Genomic DNA, 25,302 nt, shown 5'->3' on the forward strand with positions numbered 1-25,302 from the left:
TCATTCTCCTCGCGGAAAGCGCTTCTGTTCTTCGAGCGTGTCAAGATTCATGTGGTTGCGCATGTAGCGCTCCGAAGCTTTTTGCAGCGGCTGGAAGTCCCACGGAAAGTAGGAGCCGTTACGCAGTGCCGGATAAACGACCCAGCGGCGTGCTTGGTTCTCGCGCACGGCGGCGTCGAAACCGGCCATGTCCCAGCGCGCGCGCACCTTTTCCATGAATGATGCGACGAGCGCGGCGTTTGCCGGATCGGCGGCGAGGTTGTCGCGCTCCAGCGGATCAGCCGCGAGGTCAAACAGTTGCGGCGGGTCGATTTCGCAATGGACGAATTTGTAACTTCCGTCACGGATAGCCACCATAGGTGCATAGGAACCCTCGGCGGCATATTCCATCAGCACCGGTTCCGTCCGGGCGACCCCTTCGGTCAGAGGCTTGAGCGATTGGCCGTCCGTCCACGGCATGACCGCACTCATGTCGACGCCGGCGATGTCGCAGAGCGTCGGGCAGATATCCAGATTGGAGACCGGCTCGGTATAGAGGCCTGCTGGAATGCCACGGCCGGCCACCATCAGCGGCACACGGGCCGAGCCTTCGAAGAAGCTCATCTTGAACCACAGGCCGCGCTCGCCCAGCATGTCGCCATGGTCCGAGCAGAACAGGATAACGGTATCGTCGGCCATCCGCGTGCGCTCCAGCACCGACAGAAGCTCGCCGACCTTGTCGTCGACATAGGAGATGTTGGCGAAGTAGCCACGCCGAGAGCGCCGGATCTGCTCGCGGGTGATGTCGAAGCTGTCGTAGTCGCTGGCCTTGTAGAGGCGCTGCGAATGCGCGTCCTGCTTCTCATAGGGGATGAACGCGCTTTCCGGGTCGAGAGCCTGGCAGTTCTCGTAGAGGTCCCAGTATTTGCGGCGCGCGACGAACGGGTCGTGCGGGTGCGAGAGCGAGACGGTGAGGCACCATGGTCGTCGTGGGCCGTCGCTTTCACGCGATAATTGATAGAGTTTCTGCTCCGCGTGGAAGACGACCTCGTCGTCATATTCCATCTGGTTGGTGATTTCGGCAACGCCGGCCCCGGTGACCGAACCGAGGTTGTGATACCACCATTCGATACGTTCGCCGGGCTTGCGGTAGTCCGGCGTCCAGCCGAAATCGGCCGGGTAGATGTCCGTCGTCAGCCGCTCCTCGAAGCCATGCAACTGGTCCGGCCCGACGAAATGCATCTTGCCCGACAGGCAGGTGCGATAGCCGGCGGCGCGCAGATGATGCGCATAGGTCGGGATCGACGAGACGAATTCGGCGGCGTTGTCGTAGACGCCAGTGCGCGACGGCAATTGCCCGCTCATGAACGAGGCGCGGCCCGGCGCGCAGAGCGGGGAGGCCGTGTAATTGTTCTTGAAGCGGGCCGAGCGCGCGGCCAGCGCCTTCAGGTGTGGCGCATGCAGGAAATCCGCCGGGCCATCGGGAAACAACGTCCCGTTGAACTGGTCGACCATGATGATGAGGAAATTCGGCTGACCGGTCATTGCGCTGTCTTTTGCTGGCTGAGTTTCAGGTTCAGATAGTCTTCGATCAACGCGATGGCCGCCGCCGCATCCGGCACGCCGTCCATCAGCGCGCTTCGGATATAGAGCCCGTCGATCATCGCTGCCGTGGTTTCGGCGATCTGATCGGCTTGCCTTCGCGCCACGAGGCCGGTTAGCCCGCTCATCAGGTTGGAATGCAGGCGACGCGCATAGACCTTCAGCAAGCGGCGCAGTGCCGGCGACCGTTGCGCCTCGACATAAAAGGCGAGCCAGGCGGCAATGGTCTGCGGCCTGAACTGGACGGTGGAAAAGTTGACGGCAACGACCGCTGAGACGCGCGCGCGGGCCGTGGGCGCTGCATGCAAAACGCGCCGCGCATCCGCGCCCAACTCTGCCAGCAGATGCCGCATTGTCGCCAGCAGCAACTCGTCCTTCGCCCCGAAATAATGATGCGCCAACGCGGAAGACACGCCGGCGCGTCCGGCGATATCCGACATGGTGACGTCCAGCGAACCGCGCTCGCCGATCGCCGAGATCGTCGCATCGATCAGCGCCTTGCGGCGCAGCGGTTCCATTCCGATCTTTGGCATTGACGCCTCCTCGGGCCAGTTTATTTTTTATTGACCCGTCAATCAACAAAAATTCGATGAGCCAGACGCGAACCAATGCAAACTTTGCTTTACGGGACGGGCGCGGGCGTCCATTTTGCAGGAAACTTGTTGGCGGTGGCCAAGCCTCGGACAGGAAGGAGATTGTGATGACCGCATGTATCGTCGGCTGGGCGCATTCGCGCTTCGGCAAGCTCGAGGGCGAGACGCTCGAAAACCTGATCACCACGGTGGCGGCAGAGGCGCTGGAGCACGCCGGCATCGGCCCCGACGAGGTCGACGAGATCGTGCTCGGCCACTTCAACGCCGGCTTTTCCGCACAGGATTTTACCGCGAGCCTGGTCTTGCAGGCAGACGACCGGCTGCGCTTCAAGCCGGCGACACGTGTCGAGAACGCCTGCGCCACCGGTTCGGCGGCGGTGCGTCAGGGCATCCGCGCCATCGAGGCCAAGGCGGCTCGCGTGGTGCTGGTGGTCGGTGCGGAGCAGATGACGACGACGCCCGGTCCCGAGATCGGCCGCAACCTGTTGCGCGCCTCCTATCTGCCGGAGGACGGCGATACGCCGGCGGGCTTCGCCGGTGTCTTCGGCAAGATCGCCAGCGCCTATTTCCAGCGCCATGGCGATCAGTCGGATGCGCTGGCGACGATTGCGGCCAAGAACCACAAGAACGGCGTCGATAATCCTTACGCGCAGCTGCGCAAGGATTTCGGCTACGAGTTCTGCCGCACCGAAAGCGAGAAGAACCCCTTCGTCGCCGGCCCGCTCAAGCGCACGGATTGCTCGCTGGTGTCGGATGGGGCTGCGGCATTGGTGCTGACCGATTCAACCAACGCGCTGAAAATGCGCCGGGCCGTGGCCTTCCGCGCCAACGAGCATGTGCAGGACTTTTTGCCGATGTCGAAGCGCGATATTCTTCTGTTCGAGGGCTGTGAGGTGGCCTGGGCCAAGGCGCTGAAGAGTGCCGGCGTGACGCTGGACGACCTATCCTTCGTCGAAACGCATGACTGCTTCACCATCGCCGAACTGATCGAATATGAGGCGATGGGGCTGGCCAAGCGGGGCGAGGGTGCAAAAGTCGCGCTGAGTGGCGAAACCGCGAAGGACGGCCGCTTGCCGGTCAATCCTTCGGGCGGGCTGAAATCCAAGGGCCATCCGATCGGCGCGACCGGCGTTTCCATGCATGTGCTGAGCGCTATGCAACTGACCGGCGAGGCCGGCGGCATCCAGGTGCCGGGCGCAAAGCTCGGCGGCATCTTCAACATGGGGGGTGCTGCAGTCGCCAATTACGTGTCGATCCTCGACCGCATAAGGTAGAAACGGCCCATGGTCCTGCCTGAGAAAACAATCCTTCTTTGCACAGACGAGAGAACGGGTTCGCATCTTCTATCGCAGCATATGGCGACCACCGGAATCCTGGGCAGGCCATACGAGTATTTCAATACGCATTGGATGCGCTCGCATCACGAGGGCTACCCGGAAGACGTGCCGGACCAGTTTAGTGAAGCCGTCGCGCGTGGCATGACATCAAACGGCGTGCTCGCCTTGAAGATGCACCCATGGGCAATGGACCGCGTTCTGCCGCATGTCGACCTTGCCCGGGATCTTGGGCAGGTCTTTTTTGTCTTGTTGACGAGGGAAGACATTCTCGGCCAGGCGATTTCACTGCTCAAGGCCAAGCAGACGGATGTCTGGGTGGCCGGCCTGCCACCCATTACGCCGGGCGGCGTGGCACAGTATGACGGTCGCGGCCTGCAGGACATTGTTCGCGATTTATTGGGCCGGCGGGCTCGGTGGGAACTGTACTTCGCCAGGAACGGCGTTGTGCCCTTGAGGACGACCTATGAGGAGGTAACCGCCGATCCGCAGCGTGTCGTGCATCGGATCGCGACCCATGCGATGGTCGAGGGAAATTGCGAACTGGGTCGCGAGGACTGGTACAAATTCGATCGTCAGGCAGACGGGATAAATGAGGAGTGGCGTCGCCGCTTCACAGCGGAGTTTTCCGATCTTCAGGTGCTTGACACCGTGATGGCCGGCTGAGCAGCGTAAGGCCATTTTCTTTGCCGCTGACGGCCGTGACGGGCTCCGAAGGGGAGCCATTGTGAGGGTAACGAAGTGACTAATCCGGTTCTGGTTGAGGTTCTGCGCGGCGCGGTGGTGGAGAGTTCGCATCGCGGCGCGGTGTCGGTGTTCGACGGCGACGGCAAGCCGGTCTGGGAAATCGGCGACACGGCGCGCGCCGTCTTTCCGCGCTCGGCGGTAAAGGCGATCCAGGCGCTGCCCTTTGTCGAGAGCGGCGCGGCGGACGCCTACGGCTTCGGGCAGCGCGAACTGGCGCTGGCCTGCGCCTCGCATTCGGGCGAGCCGACCCATACCGAACTGGCAAGCTCCATGCTCGGCAAAGCGGGCCTTGATGTGTCGGCGCTGGAATGCGGCGCGCATTGGCCATCCAGGCAAGCCGCGACGATCGATCTGGCACGCGCCGGCGGTTTGCCAAGCGCGCTGCACAACAATTGTTCCGGCAAGCATTCGGGCTTCTTGTGCACATGCGCTCATGCCGGCATCGATCATCGGGGCTATGTCAAGGCCGGCCACGCCTTGCAGGAGATGGTGCGCGGGGCGATGGAAACCGTGACGGGTGCCGCCCATGACGAGGCCCATCGCGGCACCGATGGCTGCTCGATCCCGACCTATGCCGTGCCGCTGCGCGATTTTGCGCGCGGCTTCGCGCGGATGACAACGGGCAACGGGCTCGGGCCTCAACGAGCGAAAGCCGCCAAGCGGCTGATGTCCGCCTGCATGGCCGAGCCGTTCCTGGTTTCCGGCACCGACCGTGCCGATGTCGCGCTGATGGAAGCCGCACCCGGGCGCATCTTCGTCAAGACCGGAGCCGAGGGCGTCTATTGCGCGGCATTGCCTGAGCTTGGGCTGGGTATCGCGCTCAAATGCGACGACGGCGCGTCCCGCGCCGCCGAAATCATGATCGCTGCCGTATTGGCAAAACTGCTGTCGAAGGACGACGCGGTAGCGGCTAAATTGGGCGGGCAGGCCAATCCGGTTTTGAAGAACTGGAACGGCATTTCCGTTGCCAGCCTGCGCCCGACGGCAGCGCTGGCCTGAACGTCCTATGTGATTGCTGGCACTGCCGGCCTATATGGCCGGCAAGCTCGGGAATTACTTGTGAAGGCCCGCGCCCGAGCCTAAGTTTCATGCATGAGCAGAGCCTTCACCCGCGAGGAAGACAGCGAAAACGCCATCGCCAGCATTGGCGAGCGCCCGATCAGCGAGCATCGGAATCTGGTCACGCAAGACGGCCTGGACGGGATCGATGCCGAAATTGCCGATCTGCGCCAAGAATTGACGAAGGCGGAAGCCGAGGCGGACAAGCAGCGCGTTGCTGTGGTTTCACGCGATCTTCGCTACTGGGTGGCGCGGCGCGAGAGCGCGGAACTGTCGATACCGGAGAGCGACAGCGAGGTCGTCCGGTTCGGCATGACCGTCGAACTCGAAAGCGAGGGCGCGAAATCGGTGTCCTGGAAGATCGTCGGCGAGGACGAGGCCGACCCCGCCAAGGGCTCGATCTCGCATGTCTCGCCGATGGCCCGCGCCTTGTTCGGCAAGAAGGTCGGCGACGTTGCCACCGTCAACGGCAAGGAATGGGAGATTGTCGGGCTGGGGGCAGGCTGAGGCCTCGCCCGCACCGATAGTGCTCCGTCGACTACTTTGACTTCACCGCGCGCGCAGCGATCGTATAGGGCGCCAATTTTTCTTTCGCTTCGACGAGTTTCTGCTTGAATTCGTCGGTCATGTGCGGGGAACTATCGCCCTGTGCCAGTACCGACATGGTAATATGATATCGAGCTATCACCTGGCGCGCGATCACGAGCTGTTGCTCATCGGTCTGGCTCATCTTTGATATGACACAACTCCAGATAGATGCTCACCCCTTACCACACGTCGATTTCTTAAGAAAGCAGCCTGTCCATCAGCCGTTCGGCCGCGTCGGGGATGACGGTTCCGGGCGGGAAGATTTCCGCGGCCCCCGCTTTCAGCACCGCATCGTAGTCTTGCGGCGGGATGACGCCGCCAGCGACGATCAGGATGTCATCGTGGCCGGATTTCTTCAATGCGTCTTTCAATTCGGGGATCAGCGTCAGATGGCCAGCCGCCAGGGACGACGCGCCGACGATATGGACGTCGTGATCGGCGGCGAGCTTGGCGATCTCGTCTGGCGTCTGGAACATCGCGCCGACCGTCACGTCGAAGCCAAGATCGGCGAAGGCGGTGGCGATGACCTTCTGGCCGCGGTCATGCCCGTCCTGGCCCATCTTGGCGACAAGGATACGCGGTTTGCAGCCGGCCTTCTTTTCGAAGGCGGCAATCTTTTGCTGAAGCCGATCCACAGCCGGGGTCTCGCCCAGCGCCTTGCGATAGACGCCGGAAATGGTTTGCACGGTGGCGACATGCCGGCCGAAGGCCTTTTCCAGCGCCAGCGAGATTTCGCCTACGGTCGCGTTGGCGCGGGCGGCGCGGATGGAAAAATCCAGCAGGTTTTCGCCATTTTCGGCGGCACGGGTCAGCGCGTCCAGTGCCGTTTCGACGGCGTTCACGTCGCGCGTGCCCTTCAATTGCTGCAGCTTTGAAAGCTGGCGCGCGCGCACTTCGGCGTTGTCGATCTTCAACACATCGACATTCGTATCACTGTCCGGCCGGAAGGCATTCACGCCGACCAGAATCTGGTCGCCGGAATCGATGCGCGCCTGCGTGCGTGCGGCCGCTTCCTCTATACGAAGTTTCGGGATGCCCTTTTCGGTGGCCGCCGCCATGCCGCCAAGCTTCTCGATCTCCTCGATATGCGCCAATGCGCGTTGCGCGAGATCGTGTGTCAGCCGCTCGACATAGGCGGAGCCGCCCCATGGATCGATGATGGCGGTGGTGCCGGATTCCTTTTGCAGGATGAGTTGCGTGTTGCGGGCGATGCGCGCCGAATGGTCGGTCGGCAGGGCCAGCGCCTCGTCGAAGGAATTGGTATGCAGCGACTGCGTGTGCCCCTGCGTCGCCGCCATTGCCTCGATCATGGTACGGGCGATGTTGTTGTAAGGGTCCTGCGCGGTCAGCGACCAGCCCGAAGTCTGGCAATGGGTGCGCAGCGATAGCGAGCGTTGGTCCTTCGGGGCAAAATTCTTCTGCATCAATTGCGCCCAGATCAGGCGCGCGGCGCGAAGCTTGGCCACTTCCATGAAGAAGTTCATGCCGATGGCCCAGAAGAAGGAAAGCCGGGGCGCGAATTTATCGATATCCAGCCCGGCGGCGACGCCGGCTCGCGCATATTCGATGCCGTCGGCAATGGTATAGGCGAGTTCCAGGTCGGCCGTCGCGCCAGCTTCCTGCATGTGATAGCCGGAAATCGAGATCGAGTTGAATTTCGGCATGTGCCGCGACGTATAGGAAAAAATATCCGACACGATACGCATCGAGGGCTTTGGCGGATAGATGTAGGTGTTGCGCACCATGAACTCTTTCAGAATGTCGTTCTGAATGGTTCCGGCCAGGTCCTTCTGCGCCACGCCCTGTTCTTCCGCCGCGACGATATAGAGCGCCAGGATCGGCAGCACTGCGCCGTTCATGGTCATCGATACGGTCATCTCGTCTAGCGGAATGCCGTCGAAGAGCTGGCGCATGTCGAGGATGGAATCGATGGCGACGCCGGCCATGCCGACATCGCCGGCAACGCGCGGATGGTCGCTGTCATAGCCGCGATGGGTGGCGAGGTCGAAGGCGACGGAAAGGCCTTTCTGGCCGGCGGCAAGGTTGCGCCGGTAAAACGCGTTGGATTCCTCCGCCGTCGAGAACCCCGCATATTGGCGGATCGTCCACGGCTTCTGGACATACATGGTCGGATATGGCCCGCGCATGAAGGGCGCCAAGCCGGGAAAAGTATCGAGATGCGACAGGCCCTTGAGGTCGCTTTCTCCATAGAGGCGCTTGATGGCGATGCCTTCCGGCGTGAGCCACTGTCCCTCGATGTCGGCCGCGCGGGCAAGGGCCTTGGACCAGGCGATCTGGGTGAAATCGGGGATCATTGCTGGGCCTTCGTCGTCTGATCGAGGCGGATGGGGTGAAGCGGCTCGCAAAAAACCAGCCCATCGGTTGGTTCAGGTCGCCGCCCGGCCTTTAGTGTCTCGACGGGCCGCTCGGTCTTGGATGGATAGAGCGTGGTGCCGACGATGGCGATCTTGCCTTGGGCGTAGCTTTTTCGCCGCCCGGCAAGCGCCGCGTTGACGCGCTTCTGGATATGGCCGTCGCGCAAGCTTGGCAGGATGCCGCCTTCGGTTTCGATACGCTGGAATTCGGCCCATGCCGCTTCGCACAGGCTTTCGGTCAGGGCTTCGATGCTGCCCGCCCCTCGCGCCGGATCGTTGACATAGTCGATGTGGCTTTCGCGCGCCATGATCAGTTGCGTGTTGCGCGCGATGCGGCGGGCAAAGCCGCCGGGCAGCCCGTGGGCAATCGTGTGCGGCAGGATCGAGATCGAATCGGCGCCGCCGACAGCGGCGGCAAAACAGGCGATGGTCGTGCGCAGGATATTTGTCTCCGGGTCCAGCGCCGTCATCATCCGGAACGACGTTTCGGCATGGACGGCGGCGTTGGAGGCCGGGATCGAGCAGGCCTGCTGCACCCGCGCCCATAGCGTGCGCAAGGCGCGGACCTTGGCCATGGACAGAAACTGGTTCTGGTCGACGCTGACCACGAAGCCGATATGAGGTGCTGCGTAAATGAGGGCCTGGCGCGCTTCCTCGAACAGGCGCAGATGCGACACCGCCGATGCCAGCATGATGCCGAGTTCCTGCGCTTCGGTGGCGCCGGCATTGTGAAAGACCCGCCCATCGGCCTCAAGCAGCACGCCCGGAACGCCCATGGCGAAGAAATGCGCCAGCGATTGCGGCATCGAAGCCTGCAGCGCCTCGATCGACATGCGCAGCCGGCCCGTTCCCGCAAAGGTCGCCGCCGGGTCGATGCCGAAGGATATGTTGAGCTTTGCTGGGTCGACGCGCCGTCGGGTCAGGAGCGCCACCAGCCAATCGGCCATGGCCCGGCTTGATGGATGGACATCGATACGCAGGTGAACCTGGTTGAGCGGCACGCCGTCCAGCACCGTTTCAAGCGCCTGGACCGTGCTGGGCAAGCCATAGCCGAACGCGTTCGGCGCGCCCTCGAAAACAAGAGACAGACCGGTAGCGCCCTGTGCCAGGTCTTCATCGATCTGCGCCTTGGCGCGGGCGACGTCCGGGTCGTCGACGCGCTGGCTGATCGTCCACGGCGCGTCCGGCCTGACCCGCAGTGCGGCAGCCGCGTCCGCGACCCGCCCATAGAGCGGATCGATGCGAACACCGTCATCGCTGTGGGACACCAAACTGTCCTCGAACGAAGCTCCGGCGAGCGCCTTTTCGGCCAGCAGACGCCAGCGCTGCCGATCGGCAGCCGCAAAATCACTATTGTCGGTCAAGGCGTCCGTAGTCATCCAAATTCCCGTCCTATCGGCCGCTTCGGCCAACCGGGGCCAGTGTAGGGTCGATAGCCCGGTATCGCAATGCAAACACCGCTCTCGATAGCCAATTTGGCCGGGCCGGGCCGGTAGCCATTGTCGCTGTGCCACAGGCCCACTATACCTTCGGCCACCGTTTTGCACGGCCCATGCCTTCTCCAATCGCTGGGCAAGCGTTGACCATTTGGAATGTCGGAGACCGGATATATGGCGGACGAGAAAAGCATCTTCCTTGGCGCAAGCCGCAAGCCGGACGACAGCTACCAGCGCGCCGAGCAGCTTCTGCTTCAATACGGAAACCGCCATGGGCTGGTTACGGGAGCGACAGGAACTGGCAAGACGGTGACGCTGCAAATCCTGGCGGAAGGCTTTTCCAATGCCGGCGTGCCGGTGTTTTGCGCCGACATCAAGGGCGACCTGTCCGGCATCGCCATGATGGGAACCGCAGAGGATTTCCTGGTCAAGCGCGCCGGGACGATCAAGCTCGACCCTTATGAATTCCAGGAATTCCCGGTGATCTTCTGGGATTTGTTCGGCGAGCAGGGGCATCCGATTCGCGCGACCGTGTCCGAGATGGGGCCGCTGTTGTTGGCGCGCCTGATGAACCTTTCGGAAGCGCAGGAAGGCATCATGAATATCGCCTTCCGCATCGCCGACGACGAAGGCTTGCTTTTGCTGGACTTGAAGGACTTGCAATCCCTGCTGGCCAACATAGCCGGCCGCGCGGATGAAATCGGCGCGCGCTACGGCAATGTCACCAAGGCGTCCGTCGGCGCCATCCAGCGTACGCTGCTGATTCTGGAGCAGCAGGGGGCCTCGCATTTCTTCGGAGAGCCGGCGCTAAAAATTGCCGACATCATGCGAACCACCCGCGACGGGCGCGGCGCCATCAACGTGCTGGCCGCCGACAAGCTCATGATGAACCCCCGGCTTTACGCGACCTTCCTGCTCTGCCTGATGTCGGAATTGTTCGAGGAACTGCCCGAGATAGGAAACCCCGACAAGCCGCGGTTGGTGTTCTTTTTCGATGAAGCGCATCTCCTGTTCGAAGACGCTCCCAAGGTGCTGGTGGATCGCGTCGAGCAGGTGGTGCGGCTCATCCGCTCGACGGGCGTCGGCGTCTATTTCGTAACGCAAAACCCGCTCGACATCCCCGAAACCGTGCTGGCGCAACTCGGCAACCGCGTGCAGCATGCGCTTCGCGCCTATACGCCGCGCGAGCAGAAGGCGGTCAAGACGGCGGCCGACACCTTTCGGCCAAATCCGGATTTCGATTGCGCCAAGGCGATCACCCAGTTGGGAACGGGCGAGGCGCTTGTCTCGACGCTGGAAGCAAAGGGCGTTCCGTCCATGGTGCAGCGGACGCTGATTCGCCCGCCATCGTCGCGGCTGGGGCCGATCACCCCGGAAGAGCGGCGCAAGCTGATGCTCGAAAGCCCGGTTGCCGGCCAATATGATGAGGCGGTCGATCGCGAATCGGCCTTCGAAATGCTGCAGAAAAAGGCGCAGGCCGCTCAGGAGGCGGAAGAATCGGCCGGGCAGGGTGATTCAGGCGGATCGCGCTGGACGATCCCCGGCTTCGGTGGCGATGACACAGCCCCGAAGCAGGCGGGACGCCGCGCACCGTCGCCGCGCGCGTCGAACCGCCAGTCGGTCACGGAAGCGGCAATCAAGTCCGTGGTCCGCTCCGTCGGTTCGTCGCTTGGCCGCGCTATTGTACGCGGCATCCTGGGAAGTTTTTCGAAAGGGCGCTGAGCGCGCCCTTTCATCGATCAGAAGATCGAGGGAAACGACCGGACGCGGCCAAGCAGCACCGAGCCTTCCGGCACGCCGGCATCGATGGGCTCGTCGCTCTGGTAGGACGCCATCGGCACCTGCGCTCCGACACTGCTGGTGACGAGGATGGGCGTGCGATTGGGAACCCGGTCGTAGAGGTCGATGATGTCCTGGTTCATCAGGCGCACACAGCCGGACGAAACCGATTTTCCGATCGAATTCCACTCCGGCGAACCGTGCAGGCGATAGAGCGTGTCTTCGCCGTTCTGGAAAATATAAAGCGCGCGCGCGCCGAGTGGATTTGTCAGGCCAGGCTGCATGCCGCCGTTTCGGACGCTGTATCTTTCCAGTTCGGGCTGGCGCGCGATCATATCGTCCGGCGGGGTCCATTTCGGCCATTTTCGCTTCCATTCGACGACGGCCTTGCCCGACCATTCGAAGCCGGCGCGGCCAAGGCCGACACCGTAGCGGATCGCCTGTCCGCCTTCGCGCACGAGATAGAGAAAATGCCCTGTCGTATCGACGACGATGGTGCCAGGCTGTTCGCCGGTCGGATCGGGCACGATCTGACGCAGGAACTGCGGATCGATTTTCTGGATGGGAATCGCCGGTATCTCGAAACCCTCGTCCACCATGGGGCCATACATTTCCGCATAACCCCCGAGCGGCGGCTCTGAATAGGTCGGCTGCGGCGGCTCTGTCGGTGCCTGGCTCGTCGTGGTGCAGGCCGATACGGCGATGGAGGCAGCGCCGAGCGCGGCGGTATTCAGAAAGCTTCTGCGGTTCATGCGCAGCAGTGATGCGGATCTGTTCATAATGGCCTTTTCTAATTCCCGTATCGCGAGCATACGTAAAGGCGCCGGCGGGCGGCGCGAAACCTCACGATAAACTGTCGGCGCGATAGACGGTTCCGATTCTGGCTGGATGGTGGGCAAACCAAGGCGATGATGTGGCAAGCCTGTCACTGTGGCTTTTATGCAACAGCGCGGCCGATCAGCCGCTGGCCGGCAGGCCGTCGAGCGAGGGAAGGATGAGGCTTGGCGAATAGTCGCTGTATTCTTCCGGCTGGTTGGTGCGGTTTATCCATACGGTGCGGAAGCCGAATTTGGCGGCCCCTGCGATGTCCCACCGGTTGGAGGACTGGAAGGAAATCGCGCCGGGATAAAGCCGCCAGTTCGTCGTCACCATGTCGTACACGGACGGGTCGGTCTTGAACCGCTTGACCGTATCGACGGAAAACACGTCGTCCAGCACCTGGTCGAGCGCTGCCGAGCGGACGGCGGCGTCCAGCATTTCGGCCGATCCGTTGGAAAGAATGGCCAGCCGAGCGCCGGCCGCCTTCAATGCCTTCAGCACGGCGGGCACTTCAGGATAGCAGTCGAGCCGCCAATAGGCGTCGAGCAGTCTTGGCCTGATGGCCGGATCGACGGACGGGAACTTGCTGAGCGAAAAATCGAGCGCCTGCTCGGTCAGTTGCCAGAAATCGGCATAGGACCCCATCAAGGTGCGGACCCAGGAATACTCCAGTTGCTTGGCGCGCCACAGTTCGGAAAGCGCATGTCCATCCGGTCCGATCGCATCGGCATGGCGGCGCACGGCGGCGTGCACGTCGAACAGGGTGCCATAGGCGTCGAATACATAGGCGGAATGTTGCATTGCACATTTGTGTGACGGGGCGGCACTGGACGCAAGCCCTGATTTCAGTCGAATACGGCGCTGGCGTCAACAAAACCGCGCTCTGCCGGTTGACGGCGCGATCCAAACGGCTTTCCAATACCGGCACACGACACATCGGAACGGATCAAGACCATGACACTGGCGGCAGCGGCGCAATCCGCGACCTGGACTTTCGTTGACGGCGACTGGCACGAAGGCAATGTTGCCCTGATCGGGCCGCGCAGCCATGCCATGTGGCTGGGCAGCACCGTGTTCGACGGCGGCCGCTGGTTCGAAGGCGTGTCGCCCGATCTCGATCTTCACGCCAAGCGGGTCAATGCCTCCGCCATCGCCCTTGGTCTCAAGCCGACCATGACGCCCGAACGCATCGTGGAACTGACATGGGATGGCTTGAAGAAGTTCGACGGCAACACCGCAGTCTATATCCGCCCCATGTATTGGGCGGAGGAGGGCGGCTATATGGGCGTTCCCGCCGATCCGGCCTCGACCCGCTTTTGTCTTTGCCTGTACGAATCGCCAATGATTGCACCCGGCGGGTTTTCCATTTCCGTTTCGCCATTCCGGCGGCCGACGCTGGAAACCATGCCGACCAATGCCAAGGCGGGGTGTCTGTACCCCAATAATGGCCGCGCGATCATGGAGGCCAAGATGCGCGGGTTCGACAACGCGCTGGTGCTGGACATGCTTGGCAATGTCGCCGAGACAGCCAGCTCGAACGTCTTTCTAGTCAAGGGCGGGCATGTGTTCACGCCCGCCGCCAATGGCACGTTTCTTTCCGGAATCACGCGCGCCCGCACCATGGCGCTGTTGGCCGATCATGGCTTCCAGGTCACGGAAAAAACGCTTTCGGTGCGCGATTTCCTCGAAGCGGACGAAATTTTCTCCACCGGCAATCATTCAAAGATCGTTCCCGTGACCCGGATCGAGGACCGGAGTCTCCAGCCCGGACCGGTAGCCAAGAAAGCGCGTGCGCTTTATTGGGAATGGGCGCATTCGACTTCGGCCGGATGACCGGCTAAAACGCATCTGCGCATCGGTCCCGGCGTTGTCTTCGACCGATCCAGCCCTATCTTTGTTCGGTAAGCGATACCGGATTTTTTTGAGGAGTAACACCATGGCTTTTGAACTTCCCGCCTTGCCCTATGATTACGAGGCTTTGCAGCCCTTCATGTCGAAGGAGACGCTGGAGTATCATCACGACAAGCATCACAAGGCGTATGTCGACAACGGCAACAAGGTGGCCGCCGAAGCCGGCATGGGCGATCTCTCGGTGGAGGAAGTCGTCAAGCAGTCCTTCGGGAAAAATGCCGGCTTGTTCAACAATGCCGCCCAGCACTACAACCACATCCACTTCTGGAAGTGGATGAAGAAGGGCGGCGGCGGGAACAAACTGCCGGGCGCGTTGCAGAAGGCGGTCGATAGCGATCTCGGCGGTTACGACAAGTTCAAGGCCGACTTCATCGCCGCCGGCACCACGCAGTTCGGTTCGGGCTGGGCATGGGTTTCCGTGAAGGACGGCAAGCTCGCCATTTCCAAGACGCCGAATGGCGAGAACCCGCTGGTTCATGGCGCATCGCCGATCCTCGGCGTCGATGTCTGGGAACACTCCTATTACATCGACTATCGCAATGCCCGGCCGAAATACCTCGAAGCCTTTGTCGACAGCCTCATCAACTGGGACCACGTGCTCGAGCTTTACGAAAAAGCGAAGGGCTGACCTTTTCGCTTCAGGAAACCCGGCTTCGGCCGGGTTTTTTGTCTGGATGCGGTTTGCATCCTTGATCACGCAATCGTTAGTCGAAAGCGCGGAAACTTTCGGTCACCTTGCGCATCATTATCAAGCCAACAACCCTCTTTAACCCGGAGACGACCGCATGAGAAAGCTCATCCTCGCCATCTCTATGCTTGCACTAAGCGGCTCGGCTGTCTTCGCCGACCAGGTTCTCGACCGTCAGGCCTTGATGAAGGAGCGCGGGAAAATCGTTGGCGGCCTGACCAAGGTGGTCAAGGGCGAGCAGCCGTTCGAGGCGGGCGAAGTGCTGGCGGCCTTGCAGGCGCTGCAGGTCAATGCGGAGAAGCTCGACATCGATGCGCTTTTCCCGGCGGGCAGCAACGAGGGCGATACGACGGCATCGCCGAAAATCTGGGAAGACATGACCGGCTTCAAGGCGGCCGAGGATAAATATCTCGCCGACGTGAAGGCCGTCAATGCGGCGGCACCCGCCGATGTCGATGCGCTGAAGACGCAGCTTGGCGTTCTGGGGGGCGATTGCGGCACCTGCCATAAGGCGTACCGGATCAAGAAGAGCTGATAGCCCGATGCCCTGGGGGCGGAAGCTTGTCGGCGCGGCCATTCTCGCGGCAGGCGTCGTGGCGCTTGCCGGCTGGTTCCTTTCCGCGCCCGAAAGGCTGGATGCACAAACGCTGGCGCTGCTTGGGCCGGGCGACGCGGCGCGGGGCGAGCGCATTTTTCATGCCGGCGGTTGCGCGTCCTGCCATGCCCGTCCGAAAGCGGAGGGTGCGGCTCGTCTCGAACTTGCCGGCGGCATGGAACTGAAGACGCCGTTCGGTACGTTCGTTCCCCCCAATATCTCGCAGGACAAGACGGACGGCATCGGCAACTGGTCGGCCGAGGATCTGGCCAACGCCATGATGAAGGGCGTCTCGCCCGCTGGCGAGCATCTTTATCCGGCGTTTCCCTACACATCGTATGCGCGCATGAAGCCGTCCGATATCGGCGATCTCTATGCCTTCCTGAAGACGCTTCCAGCCGTGGCCGGCAAAGCGCCCGGCGCTTCGCTTCGCTTTCCGTTCAATATTCGGCGCGGCGTTGGTCTTTGGAAGCGGCTTTACCTGAGCAATGAGCCGGTGGTGTCCTTTCCGGAAGGCACGCCGGACGAGGTTCTGGCTGGCCGCTATCTGGTCGAAGGACCGGGCCATTGCGGCGAATGCCATACGCCGCGCACGCTGGCCGGTGGCAGCAAGAAGAGCGAGTGGCTGTCCGGTGCTGTCGCTGCCGAAGGCACAGGCGTGGTTCCCAACATCACGGCTGGCGAGGGCGGTATCGGCAATTGGTCGGTGACGGAAATTGCCGACTATCTCGAAACCGGCTTCACGCCGGATTTCGATTCCGTAGGCGGGACCATGGTCGACGTGCAGGAGAACATGGCCAAACTGACGCCCGCGGACCGCGCCGCGATCGCGGCCTATCTCAAGACCATACCGCCGCACCCAAACGGGTATCCGGCGCGTAAGCCCTCTACCTGATCGGACGCGAAGCGCTTCAGGATATGTCGGCCTTGCCCATCACCTTGAGGGCGAAGGCATAGGTGAAGGCGATCTCCTCCAGCCGTGAAAATCGTCCCGATGCACCGGCATGGCCGGCATCCATGTTGATCTTGAACAGGACCGGACTGTCGCCGGTCTTGCGCTCGCGCAAACGGGCTACCCACTTGGCCGGCTCCCAATACGTGACGCGGGGGTCGGTCAAGCCGGCAAGCGCCAGAATTGGCGGATAGGCAAGCGCTGCCACATTGTCGTAAGGCGAATAGGCGGCAATCGTCTTGTAGTCCGTCTCGGATGCAATCGGGTTGCCCCATTCGGGCCATTCGGGAGGCGTCAAGGGAAGCGTGTCGTCGAGCATGGTGGTGAGCACATCGACGAACGGGACTTCGGCAACGATCGCGCCGAAGGCTTCCGGGGCCATGTTGGCGATGGCTCCCATCAGCATGCCGCCGGCCGAGCCGCCCTGCGCGACGATGCGATTATGCGCGGTGAAATTTTCGGCAACGAGATGGCGGGCCACCGCCAGGAAGTCGGTAAAAGTGTTCGTCTTGAACTCGCGCTTGCCGTCGTCGTACCAGCCATAGCCCTTGTCCTTGCCGCCGCGAACATGCGCAATGGCATAGACGAAGCCGCGGTCGACCAGCGAAAGGCAATTGGTGTTGAAGGAAGCCGGGATCGTGATGCCGTAAGCACCGTAGCCATAAAGCAGGCACGGCGCCGATCCGTCGAGCGGCGTGTCCTTCCGGTAGAGCAGCGACACCGGCACCAGTTCGCCATCATCGGCAGGGGCCATCAGGCGGCGGGTGACATAAAGGTCCGCGTCATGGCCGGACGGTACTTCCTGCGTCTTGAGCAGGGTGCGTTCGCGGCTGCGCATGTTGTAGTCGAACAGTTGCGCGGGCGTCGTCATCGACGAATAGGAAAAGCGCATCATCTCGGCTTCGTATTCGTAGGAGCCAGACAGGCCAAGCGAGAAGGCTTCCTCGTCGAAGGAGATCGAATGTTCCTCGCCGCTCGCGCGGTCGTGGATGACGATGCGCGGCAGTCCGTCCTTGCGCTCCAGCCGCACCATATGATGCTTGAAGCCCATGACCGAAAGGATAAGCCGGCCCGGTTCATGGGCCACAAGTTCCTTCCAGTTGGCGCGCACCGGATCGGCAGCAGGCGCGGTCATGATCTTGAAATCTTTCGCGCCGTCGGCATTGGTCAGGACGAAGAAGACGTCGCCGCCTTCCTCGAGTTCGTATTCCAGTCCGGTTTCGCGCGCCGCGACCAGCTTCGGCTCGGCGGTAAGGTCGCTTGTCGCCAAAATTCTGTATTCAGACGTCTCGTGGTCGTTGATGCCGATCAGGATCCATTCGTTGCTGCGCGTGCCGCCAACGCCCATGAAGAAGCCCGGATCGGTTTCCTCGTAGACCAGCCTGTCGTTTTCGGGGCTGTCGCCGAGCGCGTGGTAGAACACTTTCGAGGGGCGATGGTTGGGGTCGAGGCGCGTGTAGAAGAAGCCGCGGTTTGCAGCATCCCACACGCCGCCGCCGCCGGTGTCGGCAACCTCGTCGGCAAGGTCTGCCCCGTTGGCAATGTCGCGCACCCGCAGCGTGTAGAATTCGGAGCCCTTGTCGTCGAAGGCCCATAGAAGCCGCTCATGGTCGCCGGAATGGTCGATGCCGCCAAGGCGGAAATACGGCTTTGCCTCCGCCTCGGCATCGCCGTCGAGCAGGATCGTCTCGGGGCCGCCGTCGCGGGGCGTGCGAAAATAGCGGGGCTGTTCGCCGCCCAGCTTAAACGACGAGCCGTAGGCAAAAGGCCCGTCCTTCATGGGCACCGACGAATCGTCTTCCTTGATGCGCCCTTTCATTTCGCCAAACAGCGTTTTCCGCAACGCGCCAGTGTCGGCCATGAGCGCCGTCTGGTAGGCGTTCTCGTCCTCGAGGTGCTTTCGAATGGCGGGGTCGAGCACCGACGGGTCCCTGAATACTTCCCGCCAGTTGTCGGCCCGCAACCAGGCATAATCGTCCGTCCGGGTAATGCCGTGATGCGTATCGGAGGTTGCCCTTTTTCCCGTTTGCGGCGGGCTCATTCTCGGGAAGGCTGCGGCTTTTGTCATATCGTCTCGCGATCAAAGGAATCTGTGGCGGCGAGTGAGCACATTGGGGCAGTCGATTTCAAGTGCCAAGAATTTCCCGCCGGTGCTGTGCGACCAATTCCTTTCGCCCGAACGGACTTACCGCCGTGAACGCTTGTCGGCGTGATCTTGATCGTCGTTTCGGGCAAAAATCATCTTGGATTCAAATTTGGTTTACAACAGGTTAATGGGCCAAGGCATCAGTATCCAACTCACGTTTTTCTGTGTCTTACAACCGGCGGTGGTGATTTCGGCTAAGGATCGGACCAAATCTGTCGCACTAAGATATAATTCGTGAGCACCTTACTTAAGTTATGATCGGCGTCGGGGCAGCAGCACTGGCCAAGGCATATGAGGTATGGGTAATTTACGGTCTAGACGGAATGTGTACATCACAATCCGTGAGTATAGCATGAGGAACGAATTGACTTGGTGGATATGATGAGTCATTTACAAGCAAAGCTGAGAATCGCGACGGCAGGTGTCGCATATGGGTAAAGTGTGCGTGAAGGCATACCCCCTGGAACCCTTTAAGGCATGATATTGATGGAAAATGCAGACACGCCTTCCAGAAGCAGCGACGCGCTGATCGAATTGACAGCGGATGTCGTGGCTGCCTATGTCAGCAACAATCCTGTCCCGGCCGGCGACCTTCCGAATCTCATCGCCGATGTTCATGCGGCATTGGGACGAATCGGAGGGACAAGCGAACAACCGGTGGTCGACAAGCAGAAGCCTGCGGTCAATCCGAAGCGTTCCGTTCACGACGACTATATCGTGTGCCTGGAGGACGGCAAGAAGTTCAAATCCCTCAAGCGCCACCTGATGACGCATTATGGCCTGACGCCCGACCAGTACCGGGAGAAGTGGGGCCTGGAGGCGACCTACCCGATGGTCGCGCCAAATTATGCGGCCGCGCGCTCGCTGCTGGCCAAGAAAATGGGCCTTGGCCGCAAGCCCAAGGCTGCGCGTTAGAGCGCCGAGCGTCCTTCCGGGCGTATATGGCGATCTGGGATCAGTCGCCATTTTGCCTGTTTCGGACTGATATCCAACGGCGCCTTCGGGCGCCGTTTGTATTTGCCCGTGTATTTTTCTTGCACCGCCCGGCGTGTTCTCCTTCGCCGGCCTTCAATTGCCGTAGCCGGTCCAGCACCTGCTTGAGGGCGATGTGGCGATTGAGGTCGTAGCTCCAGTGCCGTCGCATTCCTTTCAGGCGCTCGCGCTCGATCATCCGCTCGATGCGCTGGATGATCCGTGCCTGCGCTTCGCCGCTCTCCAGCAAGGAAGCCGAAAGGTCGACCCCGCACGTCAGTTGCATGGCGGCGACCTGCCTTGCGTGGCTGACGGCATTCAGTTTTTCCGAGCCGAACGCTTTGGCTTCTTCCCGAAGGCGCTGCATGTCCATTTTATGCTCCAATTGAAGGAGCCATCATCGCCAGCAGCGTGAGCATGGGGACAAAGTAGTCGGAATTATTGCTTGGAAAAATAGGAAGTGGATGAATAACAAGAGGTTATGAGATTTCGGGTCGTTCGATAGTTCTTTGTTTGTTCACATCATCGGGCTTGATGGTTATAAGGAACATATTCCTATTTGGAGGGACGTTCCGTGCAGTCGATGCCATCAGCCCTGTTAAAACAGCCAGCGCAATCCGTGCCGGAATGCAGCAAGGGATCATCCGGGTTTCATCCGGCCACCAAACGGCGCGACGAGGTGGCGCTGGAAGTTTGCGAATGTCTGATCGATATTGCTTCCGCCCTGTTTTCCGTGCCGAGCAAGGAGTTGCGTAGACCGGGAAAGACGGCTGCCCCGGTTTCGCGCGTCCGCCAGATTGGCATGTATGTCGCGCATGTGGTGCTGCGCCTGACCATGGGAGAGGTCGGCGCGGGTTTTGGCAGGGATCGCACGACCGTGCTTCACGCCTGCCAGGTCATCGAGGACTTGCGCGACGATCCTGAATTCGACCGCGTCGTGCTGACGATTGAACGGATCGCCGCGGCAGCGTTCCGCAACCGGCTGGGCCTTTGACATGGAGCAGAGTGCGGCCTTTGCAGGCTCCCGGCGGATCCTTCAGTTTCTGGCCAAGGGTCCAGCTTCGGTGCGTTCCGCTGCGGGAGGCGAAAACGTACTGCTGGAGGCTACCGACCGCGGGTCGATCGCGGTGGAAAGCGGCACCCTGTCCAAACTCGCGGCAAAAGGCCTGCTTGCAAGGAGTTCGCATAGTGTCGTCTTGTCCGCTCAAGGCAGCGTGCTGGCGCAGCGCCAAAACTCGTCGTCGGATGCGTTCCAGGATCGCCACCGCGACATCGATTTGGTGAGCGTCGATTTGCCGGCCGGTCCGGCGATGGTTTTTGCAAACCTTGCAGAATCGCCGCTTTCGCAACTCGTTCGCCGCAAGGGGCGGGATGGCAGGCCCTTTCTCGGCGCGCGGGAGTTTCAGGCCGGCGAGCGGCTTCGCAGCGACTATACGCGCGGCCAGATCATGCCCCGGCTTGGCGCGAACTGGGGCGCCGGCGTTTCGTCGGGCAAACGCGCGAGCGGCGGCGGCCTGGCAGAGCTTACCGATGCAGCACTCGCGGCGCGGCAAAGGGTCGACAATGCCATGGAGGCTGTCGGCCCGGAACTGTCGGGTGTGCTTGTCGACGTCTGCTGTTTTCTGAAGGGGCTGGAATTGGTGGAGACCGAGCGCGGCTGGCCGGTGCGTTCCGCCAAGATCGTCTTGAAGACGGCGCTTGGCGTCCTCGCCCGCCACTATGCGCCTGATGCGGGTGCGCATCGGCACCGGCAAACCCTGCATTGGGGCACGCCGGACTATCGCCCGAAAATGACGGTGAGTTAAAATCTGGAAATCAGGCGTTCTGCTTCAGTACAGCCCCTGCATCACGCCTGATGCGCTTGACCATGGAACGCAGGCCGTTGGCGCGCTGCGGCGAAAGGTGCTCGTCGAGACCAAGCGTCTTCAGCGTTGCGTCCGCATCGGTCTTGAGGATGATACTCGCCGGCTGGCCGGAAAAGAGGGCCAGCATGATCGCGACAAGGCCGCGCACGATATGAGCATCCGAATCGCCGTGGAAAACCAGGACCGGGTCGAGCCCTGCGCCGATATCGGTCGTCAGCCAGACCTGGCTGACGCAACCGGGCACCTTGTTGACCGGCGTGCGTTCGTTATCGGGGAAGGGCGGCAGGTTCTCGCCCAACTCGATCACATAGCGATAGCGGTCCTCCCACTCGTCCAGGAATGAAAAGTCGTCACGGATTGTTTCTATCGTTGCGGCCATCACGCATGGATATAGTCACGCGACAGGGGCGCGTCACGGAAAAAAGGCTAATAGCGCCGAAATGTGGACCGAAGCATGTCTCCCTAAAATGGGAACCTGTTTCGGGATAAGGACATGCGAGAAACCCCAAGCCCTGTCAGTTGCTTGCAGGCACGCTGCCGGTGGTGGTTGCCGTGTCGAGGGCGCTTTGGTCGAGGGCGCTTTGGTCGAGGGCGCTTTGGTCGGGGGCATTGGCGTCGCTGTCGTCGTTCAGCATCGATGCCGCAATTTTTGCCGTCTTTATTGCCCGCACCGTGACGGTATGCATTGCCGACTTGCCGGCCTCGCAAACGTCCGGCTTGCGCTGGCAAAGCCCGGAAATGTCGCTGACCGCCTCGCCCGCCGCAGCCAGCGCCTGAATTGCGCCGATGCTTTGGCCATTGGCGTCGTCCGTGCCCGTACTGAAGGGAAGCGCCAGCAAGACCAGCGAAAACCAGAAAGCTGCCCTGATCAGAAAAAACATGTGTGTGCCCTCCGTGTGGCCGGGTCATGCGGCATTCGTGGCCTGACCTCGTTTGTTGCAGGGATACTGGCATGAGCGGGCAAAGGACGGCTTGCACGATAGCAGAGGATTTTCTTCAAATTTTAGGCGAATTCGACAGGAAGCGTTTTTCATTCAATTTGCATCGAATTCGAGGCTTAAAGGCAACCTTTCGATAACTATCTAAACCCATGTATTTCCACGGTATCTGGATATTCGGCGAGGAGCGCTTTCCGGCCACGGCCGTCTAGTCCCGAAGGCCATGGGCTAACCCTCCGTTTACTATGGCGGCAATTGGCCTGATTTTTCAGGCGAGGTAGCACGATAATCGCCGTGCCCGCGCTATTTGGCACCCTCGCTTTATCCATTCTTTAAAGGCTGGATGCGAGTTTCGAACCGGCAAAAGGCGATCTGCCGGCAAGCCAGTGCGAGTGCGTTGAGTGAGTTCGATTTCCACCAGATATGTTGAGTTGCCCGATGCAGTCGCCGCAGGTTGCGACCGGCTGGTCCATCCGTCCGTAGCGGACGCGGGCCAGCGCCAGCGCCAGCGCCGGTTGATCGGCCTTATGCTCGCGGCCCCGTTTCTCGCTGCAGGCGGCGCCGTCACGCTGATCACCGCGGGCATGGGCGCTGCGCTGACCATTGCCGCGATCTTTGCCGCATTCGGCGTCTTCTGGTTCCTCGCCTTGCTTGTTGCCGCAATCGGCTCGATGAAAGCCGGCGCCCCGATGGCGCTGATCACTGTTGGCATGGTGATTGCGGGTCTCGTCGCGGCAGCGGGCGGCCTGGCCTCGCCGGTCGCTCTGCTGTTCCTCGCTCTGCCGGTTGAAGCCTTCTGGGTCGGAGCTTCCCGAAAGTCGATATTCTGGGCGACGGCTGCCGGGCTTGGCGCGCTTGTGTTGCAGGGGATTGCCGGGCCTCAGCTTTTTCCTGCGGCCGCCGTGTCAGCCTGGCACTGGATGCTGCCATTGGCGTGGGCCTGCACCCTGGCGCCGCGGCTGGCCGGCTTTCGCGCCGCCACCGGCATTCCCGCGGCTTCGACGGAAATGACTTCGCTTGAGGACATACTCGATGCGGTCGTCATCCGCATGGGCAAGCAGGGAGACGTGCTGGATGCCTCCGAAAAGGCCCGCTCGATCCTCAACCTGACGCCGGAACTGCTTGCCGGCAACGGTCTTTTCGACCGCATTCACTTGTCCGACAGGGTTTCTTATCTGAGCGCGCTTGCGGATTTGCGCGAAGGCGCTCTGTTGCGCAAGCTTGACGTTCGCATTCGCTTGCCGCAGGCGCAGGCCGGCATGGTCATGGGCAGCTACCGGCAGTTTGCGCTTGAACTGATGAGGGGCCCCGGCGATGGCTTCGTGGCTGTGCTGCGCGAAGGCGAAGGGATCGCCGACCTGCGCCAGGAACTTGACGTCGCCAACGAAGCGGTTGCCAGCGCCGAATTGGCCAAGGGGCGTTTTCTGGCGGCGGTAAGCCATGAATTGCGCACGCCGCTCAATGCCATTCTCGGCTTTTCCGACATGCTGCTGCACGAAATGTTCGGACCGTTCGGCGATCCTCGCCAGAAGGAATATGTCGGGCTGGTGCGCGATTCCGGCCAACACCTTCTGGACGTGGTGAATTCGATCCTCGACGTATCGAAGATCGAATGCGGCGCGTATGCGACCGAGCCCGAGCCGTTCCGGTTCGTCGAAGCTGTCGATATGTGCCGCTCGATGATGCACTTGCAGGCCAAGGCGAAAGCCATAAGGCTTTCGACGCACACGGCCTCCGACCTCGGCGAGATCAATGCGGATCGCCGCGCGGTCCAGCAGATGTTGATCAATCTGGTGTCGAACGCCGTCAAGTTTACGCCCGACGGTGGCGACGTCGTCATCGGCGCCCAGCGGATTGGGTCGCGCCTGCACTTCTGGGTCAGCGACACCGGCATCGGCATTGCCGAGGAGAACATCGGCAATCTCGGCAAGCCCTTCATGCAGATCCAAAATGGCTACACGCGCGCCTTCGAGGGCGCCGGCTTGGGCTTGTCGCTGGTAAAGGGACTGGTTGCGCTGCATGACGGCACCATGTCGATTGAAAGCGCCCCCGGCGAGGGCACCAAGGTGACGATCAGCCTGCCGGTTGAAGGACCACGCGAGCGGGTGGAAAAGCCCGCCGTGGTATCCATGCCGGTCGCCAAGACGCAGGAGGACGGGTATGGGCCGCTCCGCAAAACGGCGTAAGCCTGCCCCGCAGCGCAGCCGCATCCTCAAGGGCGCGGCCGTAACCGTCGGCAGCATGATCTCGGACAACCCGATCATGGTCGGGGGCCCCACGGCCTTTCTGGTCACGTTCTTTTTCGTATCGGCCAATGCCTTATGGTATCAGCCTTTTCCGCATGCGGGCGCGTTCTTTACGACGAGAAGCATCGGCTCGTTTCCGCCTCCGCAGATCGATGAACCGGAAACGACCATCAATATTGAACGGCCCCAGACGCCCTCCGCTCCGCCGGCCGGCGATCCGGTGGTGAAGCAGGTTCAAGGCATCTTGAAGAACCTCAACTTCTATGCCGGCACGGTCGATGGCCTCCAGGGTCCGAATACCCACAAGGCGATAGCGGACTATCAGCGCAAGCTCGGCCTTGTCGCCTCCGGCGAAATCGACGGCACGCTGCTCGACCAGCTCGGCGCGACGCCGACCACGGCGGCGGTCGTGCCACAGCCCGCGCCGCGTGCCGATGTCACCAATGCGATACCGGCCTCGCCGCCGCCGGCGGCAGTGACCTCGGATGCGCGCATCGTCAAGATTCAGGCCGGACTAAAAGCCTTCGGCAACGACGATATACAGCTGGATGGGGTGGTCGGAGCGCGCACGATAGCGGCTATCCGGGAGTTCCAGTCGCTATTCGGCCTGCCGGTAACCGGGCAACCCGACGAGGTTGTCTATGCCAAGATGCACGAGATCGGCCTGACCAACTGATC

The 25,302-nt window shown here is 61.6% G+C and carries 24 protein-coding genes and 1 pseudogene; 14 read left to right on the forward strand and 11 right to left on the reverse strand.

Annotated features, from left to right (window positions below; translation table 11 throughout):
* Both betC and betI read right to left on the reverse strand, forming a co-directional pair.
* On the reverse strand, positions 1-1,524 hold the full coding sequence (gene betC, locus ACX3P0_RS05975) for a choline-sulfatase (protein WP_459087249.1): 1,524 nt from the start codon (positions 1,522-1,524) through the stop codon (positions 1-3).
* Entirely contained in the window at positions 1,521-2,114 is a 594-nt protein-coding gene (betI, locus tag ACX3P0_RS05980; RefSeq protein ID WP_459087251.1) for a transcriptional regulator BetI, read from the reverse strand. The genes betC and betI overlap by 4 nt, the downstream gene beginning before the upstream one ends.
* 167 nt (positions 2,115-2,281) lie before the next feature.
* Between betI and ACX3P0_RS05985 the strand changes: the two genes are divergently transcribed.
* The 4 genes from ACX3P0_RS05985 to ACX3P0_RS06000 all read left to right on the forward strand — a co-directional run bounded on the left by ACX3P0_RS05985 (position 2,282) and on the right by ACX3P0_RS06000 (position 5,821).
* Positions 2,282-3,448 (forward strand): acetyl-CoA acetyltransferase, encoded by a 1,167-nt coding sequence (locus tag ACX3P0_RS05985; RefSeq protein ID WP_459087253.1) that lies wholly within the window; start codon positions 2,282-2,284, stop codon positions 3,446-3,448.
* A gap of 9 nt (positions 3,449-3,457) precedes the next feature.
* Positions 3,458-4,174 (forward strand): Stf0 family sulfotransferase, encoded by a 717-nt coding sequence (locus ACX3P0_RS05990; protein ID WP_459087255.1) that lies wholly within the window; start codon positions 3,458-3,460, stop codon positions 4,172-4,174.
* Positions 4,175-4,249: 75 nt separating this feature from the next.
* The gene (locus tag ACX3P0_RS05995) at positions 4,250-5,254 is read left to right on the forward strand and encodes an asparaginase (protein ID WP_459087257.1); all 1,005 of its coding nucleotides are present in this window, start codon (positions 4,250-4,252) and stop codon (positions 5,252-5,254) included.
* Between the two features lie 93 nt (positions 5,255-5,347).
* Positions 5,348-5,821, forward strand: a complete 474-nt coding sequence (locus ACX3P0_RS06000; RefSeq protein ID WP_459087258.1) for a GreA/GreB family elongation factor — start codon at positions 5,348-5,350, stop codon at positions 5,819-5,821.
* A gap of 31 nt (positions 5,822-5,852) precedes the next feature.
* On the opposite strand, the gene ACX3P0_RS06005 is transcribed toward ACX3P0_RS06000, so the two are convergent.
* The 3 genes from ACX3P0_RS06005 to ACX3P0_RS06015 are packed head-to-tail and all read right to left on the reverse strand — an operon-like array spanning position 5,853 to position 9,656.
* Positions 5,853-6,044: a hypothetical protein gene (locus tag ACX3P0_RS06005; protein WP_459087259.1), complete on the reverse strand. Its 192-nt coding sequence runs from the start codon at positions 6,042-6,044 to the stop codon at positions 5,853-5,855.
* A gap of 55 nt (positions 6,045-6,099) precedes the next feature.
* Positions 6,100-8,217, reverse strand: coding sequence for a methylmalonyl-CoA mutase (scpA, locus tag ACX3P0_RS06010; RefSeq protein ID WP_459087261.1), 2,118 nt, complete (start codon positions 8,215-8,217; stop codon positions 6,100-6,102).
* Complete coding sequence (locus tag ACX3P0_RS06015; protein WP_459087262.1) at positions 8,214-9,656, reverse strand: methylmalonyl-CoA mutase subunit beta; 1,443 nt, start codon at positions 9,654-9,656, stop codon at positions 8,214-8,216. The genes scpA and ACX3P0_RS06015 overlap by 4 nt, the downstream gene beginning before the upstream one ends.
* A 231-nt stretch (positions 9,657-9,887) precedes the next feature.
* On the opposite strand from ACX3P0_RS06015, the gene ACX3P0_RS06020 reads away from it, so the two are divergent.
* A complete protein-coding gene (locus ACX3P0_RS06020) occupies positions 9,888-11,435 on the forward strand; it encodes a helicase HerA-like C-terminal domain-containing protein (protein ID WP_459087264.1) in 1,548 nt (515 codons plus the stop codon).
* 17 nt (positions 11,436-11,452) lie between these two features.
* On the opposite strand, the gene ACX3P0_RS06025 is transcribed toward ACX3P0_RS06020, so the two are convergent.
* Together ACX3P0_RS06025 and ACX3P0_RS06030 are read right to left on the reverse strand one after the other, a co-directional pair.
* Positions 11,453-12,271: a L,D-transpeptidase gene (locus ACX3P0_RS06025; RefSeq protein WP_459087266.1), complete on the reverse strand. Its 819-nt coding sequence runs from the start codon at positions 12,269-12,271 to the stop codon at positions 11,453-11,455.
* A gap of 178 nt (positions 12,272-12,449) precedes the next feature.
* Complete coding sequence (locus ACX3P0_RS06030) at positions 12,450-13,112, reverse strand: haloacid dehalogenase type II (protein ID WP_459081151.1); 663 nt, start codon at positions 13,110-13,112, stop codon at positions 12,450-12,452.
* A gap of 153 nt (positions 13,113-13,265) precedes the next feature.
* Between ACX3P0_RS06030 and ACX3P0_RS06035 the strand changes: the two genes are divergently transcribed.
* The 4 genes from ACX3P0_RS06035 (at position 13,266) to ACX3P0_RS06050 (ending at position 16,400) form a co-directional block, all read left to right on the forward strand.
* Positions 13,266-14,144, forward strand: coding sequence for a branched-chain amino acid aminotransferase (locus tag ACX3P0_RS06035; RefSeq protein WP_459087267.1), 879 nt, complete (start codon positions 13,266-13,268; stop codon positions 14,142-14,144).
* A 103-nt stretch (positions 14,145-14,247) separates the two neighbouring features.
* Complete coding sequence (locus ACX3P0_RS06040; RefSeq protein ID WP_459087269.1) at positions 14,248-14,850, forward strand: superoxide dismutase; 603 nt, start codon at positions 14,248-14,250, stop codon at positions 14,848-14,850.
* Positions 14,851-15,007: 157 nt separating this feature from the next.
* On the forward strand, positions 15,008-15,445 hold the full coding sequence (locus ACX3P0_RS06045) for a c-type cytochrome (RefSeq protein ID WP_459081154.1): 438 nt from the start codon (positions 15,008-15,010) through the stop codon (positions 15,443-15,445).
* 7 nt (positions 15,446-15,452) lie between these two features.
* Positions 15,453-16,400: a cytochrome c gene (locus tag ACX3P0_RS06050; RefSeq protein ID WP_459087270.1), complete on the forward strand. Its 948-nt coding sequence runs from the start codon at positions 15,453-15,455 to the stop codon at positions 16,398-16,400.
* A gap of 16 nt (positions 16,401-16,416) precedes the next feature.
* Here ACX3P0_RS06050 and ACX3P0_RS06055 read toward each other — a convergent pair whose 3' ends face one another.
* Positions 16,417-18,525 (reverse strand): S9 family peptidase, encoded by a 2,109-nt coding sequence (locus ACX3P0_RS06055; protein ID WP_459087272.1) that lies wholly within the window; start codon positions 18,523-18,525, stop codon positions 16,417-16,419.
* 564 nt (positions 18,526-19,089) lie between these two features.
* On the opposite strand from ACX3P0_RS06055, the gene ACX3P0_RS06060 reads away from it, so the two are divergent.
* Positions 19,090-19,518, forward strand: a complete 429-nt coding sequence (locus ACX3P0_RS06060) for a Ros/MucR family transcriptional regulator (RefSeq protein ID WP_459081157.1) — start codon at positions 19,090-19,092, stop codon at positions 19,516-19,518.
* A gap of 163 nt (positions 19,519-19,681) precedes the next feature.
* Here ACX3P0_RS06060 and ACX3P0_RS06065 read toward each other — a convergent pair.
* Positions 19,682-19,780 (reverse strand): annotated as a pseudogene (locus ACX3P0_RS06065) (cytoplasmic protein); the annotation flags it as partial.
* Between the two features lie 378 nt (positions 19,781-20,158).
* Between ACX3P0_RS06065 and ACX3P0_RS06070 the strand changes: the two are divergent.
* Positions 20,159-20,569: a helix-turn-helix domain-containing protein gene (locus tag ACX3P0_RS06070; RefSeq protein WP_459081170.1), complete on the forward strand. Its 411-nt coding sequence runs from the start codon at positions 20,159-20,161 to the stop codon at positions 20,567-20,569.
* A 1-nt stretch (position 20,570) separates the two neighbouring features.
* The gene (locus ACX3P0_RS06075; RefSeq protein WP_459081158.1) at positions 20,571-21,380 is read left to right on the forward strand and encodes a DUF6456 domain-containing protein; all 810 of its coding nucleotides are present in this window, start codon (positions 20,571-20,573) and stop codon (positions 21,378-21,380) included.
* A gap of 10 nt (positions 21,381-21,390) precedes the next feature.
* Here the strand turns inward: ACX3P0_RS06075 and ACX3P0_RS06080 are convergent, their stop codons facing one another.
* On the reverse strand, positions 21,391-21,819 hold the full coding sequence (locus ACX3P0_RS06080) for a SufE family protein (protein ID WP_459081159.1): 429 nt from the start codon (positions 21,817-21,819) through the stop codon (positions 21,391-21,393).
* A gap of 136 nt (positions 21,820-21,955) precedes the next feature.
* Positions 21,956-22,321 (reverse strand): DUF5330 domain-containing protein, encoded by a 366-nt coding sequence (locus ACX3P0_RS06085; RefSeq protein ID WP_459087273.1) that lies wholly within the window; start codon positions 22,319-22,321, stop codon positions 21,956-21,958.
* 521 nt (positions 22,322-22,842) lie between these two features.
* On the opposite strand from ACX3P0_RS06085, the gene ACX3P0_RS06090 reads away from it, so the two are divergent.
* The gene (locus ACX3P0_RS06090; protein ID WP_459087858.1) at positions 22,843-24,564 is read left to right on the forward strand and encodes a sensor histidine kinase; all 1,722 of its coding nucleotides are present in this window, start codon (positions 22,843-22,845) and stop codon (positions 24,562-24,564) included.
* Entirely contained in the window at positions 24,539-25,300 is a 762-nt protein-coding gene (locus ACX3P0_RS06095; RefSeq protein WP_459087275.1) for a peptidoglycan-binding domain-containing protein, read from the forward strand. The genes ACX3P0_RS06090 and ACX3P0_RS06095 overlap by 26 nt, the downstream gene beginning before the upstream one ends.
* Positions 25,301-25,302: the final 2 nt, after the last annotated feature.

This window comes from Mesorhizobium sp. A556 (assembly GCF_054489545.1).

What these genes read in the sequence shown, in the direction of transcription:
- ACX3P0_RS05990 (WP_459087255.1), top strand. Translation starts at nt 3,458, where the DNA reads ATGGTCCTGCCTGAGAAAACAATCCTTCTTTGCACAGACGAGAGAACG.
- ACX3P0_RS06095 (WP_459087275.1), top strand. Translation starts at nt 24,539, where the DNA reads ATGGGCCGCTCCGCAAAACGGCGTAAGCCTGCCCCGCAGCGCAGCCGC.
- ACX3P0_RS06015 (WP_459087262.1), bottom strand. Translation starts at nt 9,656, where the DNA reads ATGACTACGGACGCCTTGACCGACAATAGTGATTTTGCGGCTGCCGAT.
- ACX3P0_RS05985 (WP_459087253.1), top strand. Translation starts at nt 2,282, where the DNA reads ATGACCGCATGTATCGTCGGCTGGGCGCATTCGCGCTTCGGCAAGCTC.
- ACX3P0_RS06035 (WP_459087267.1), top strand. Translation starts at nt 13,266, where the DNA reads ATGACACTGGCGGCAGCGGCGCAATCCGCGACCTGGACTTTCGTTGAC.
- ACX3P0_RS06005 (WP_459087259.1), bottom strand. Translation starts at nt 6,044, where the DNA reads ATGAGCCAGACCGATGAGCAACAGCTCGTGATCGCGCGCCAGGTGATA.
- betI (WP_459087251.1), bottom strand. Translation starts at nt 2,114, where the DNA reads ATGCCAAAGATCGGAATGGAACCGCTGCGCCGCAAGGCGCTGATCGAT.
- ACX3P0_RS06030 (WP_459081151.1), bottom strand. Translation starts at nt 13,112, where the DNA reads ATGCAACATTCCGCCTATGTATTCGACGCCTATGGCACCCTGTTCGAC.
- ACX3P0_RS06050 (WP_459087270.1), top strand. Translation starts at nt 15,453, where the DNA reads ATGCCCTGGGGGCGGAAGCTTGTCGGCGCGGCCATTCTCGCGGCAGGC.
- ACX3P0_RS06045 (WP_459081154.1), top strand. Translation starts at nt 15,008, where the DNA reads ATGAGAAAGCTCATCCTCGCCATCTCTATGCTTGCACTAAGCGGCTCG.
- ACX3P0_RS06020 (WP_459087264.1), top strand. Translation starts at nt 9,888, where the DNA reads ATGGCGGACGAGAAAAGCATCTTCCTTGGCGCAAGCCGCAAGCCGGAC.
- ACX3P0_RS06000 (WP_459087258.1), top strand. Translation starts at nt 5,348, where the DNA reads ATGAGCAGAGCCTTCACCCGCGAGGAAGACAGCGAAAACGCCATCGCC.
- ACX3P0_RS06025 (WP_459087266.1), bottom strand. Translation starts at nt 12,271, where the DNA reads ATGAACAGATCCGCATCACTGCTGCGCATGAACCGCAGAAGCTTTCTG.
- betC (WP_459087249.1), bottom strand. Translation starts at nt 1,524, where the DNA reads ATGACCGGTCAGCCGAATTTCCTCATCATCATGGTCGACCAGTTCAAC.
- scpA (WP_459087261.1), bottom strand. Translation starts at nt 8,217, where the DNA reads ATGATCCCCGATTTCACCCAGATCGCCTGGTCCAAGGCCCTTGCCCGC.
- ACX3P0_RS06080 (WP_459081159.1), bottom strand. Translation starts at nt 21,819, where the DNA reads ATGGCCGCAACGATAGAAACAATCCGTGACGACTTTTCATTCCTGGAC.
- ACX3P0_RS06040 (WP_459087269.1), top strand. Translation starts at nt 14,248, where the DNA reads ATGGCTTTTGAACTTCCCGCCTTGCCCTATGATTACGAGGCTTTGCAG.
- ACX3P0_RS06085 (WP_459087273.1), bottom strand. Translation starts at nt 22,321, where the DNA reads ATGTTTTTTCTGATCAGGGCAGCTTTCTGGTTTTCGCTGGTCTTGCTG.
- ACX3P0_RS06070 (WP_459081170.1), top strand. Translation starts at nt 20,159, where the DNA reads ATGCCATCAGCCCTGTTAAAACAGCCAGCGCAATCCGTGCCGGAATGC.
- ACX3P0_RS06075 (WP_459081158.1), top strand. Translation starts at nt 20,571, where the DNA reads ATGGAGCAGAGTGCGGCCTTTGCAGGCTCCCGGCGGATCCTTCAGTTT.
- ACX3P0_RS06060 (WP_459081157.1), top strand. Translation starts at nt 19,090, where the DNA reads ATGGAAAATGCAGACACGCCTTCCAGAAGCAGCGACGCGCTGATCGAA.
- ACX3P0_RS06055 (WP_459087272.1), bottom strand. Translation starts at nt 18,525, where the DNA reads ATGACAAAAGCCGCAGCCTTCCCGAGAATGAGCCCGCCGCAAACGGGA.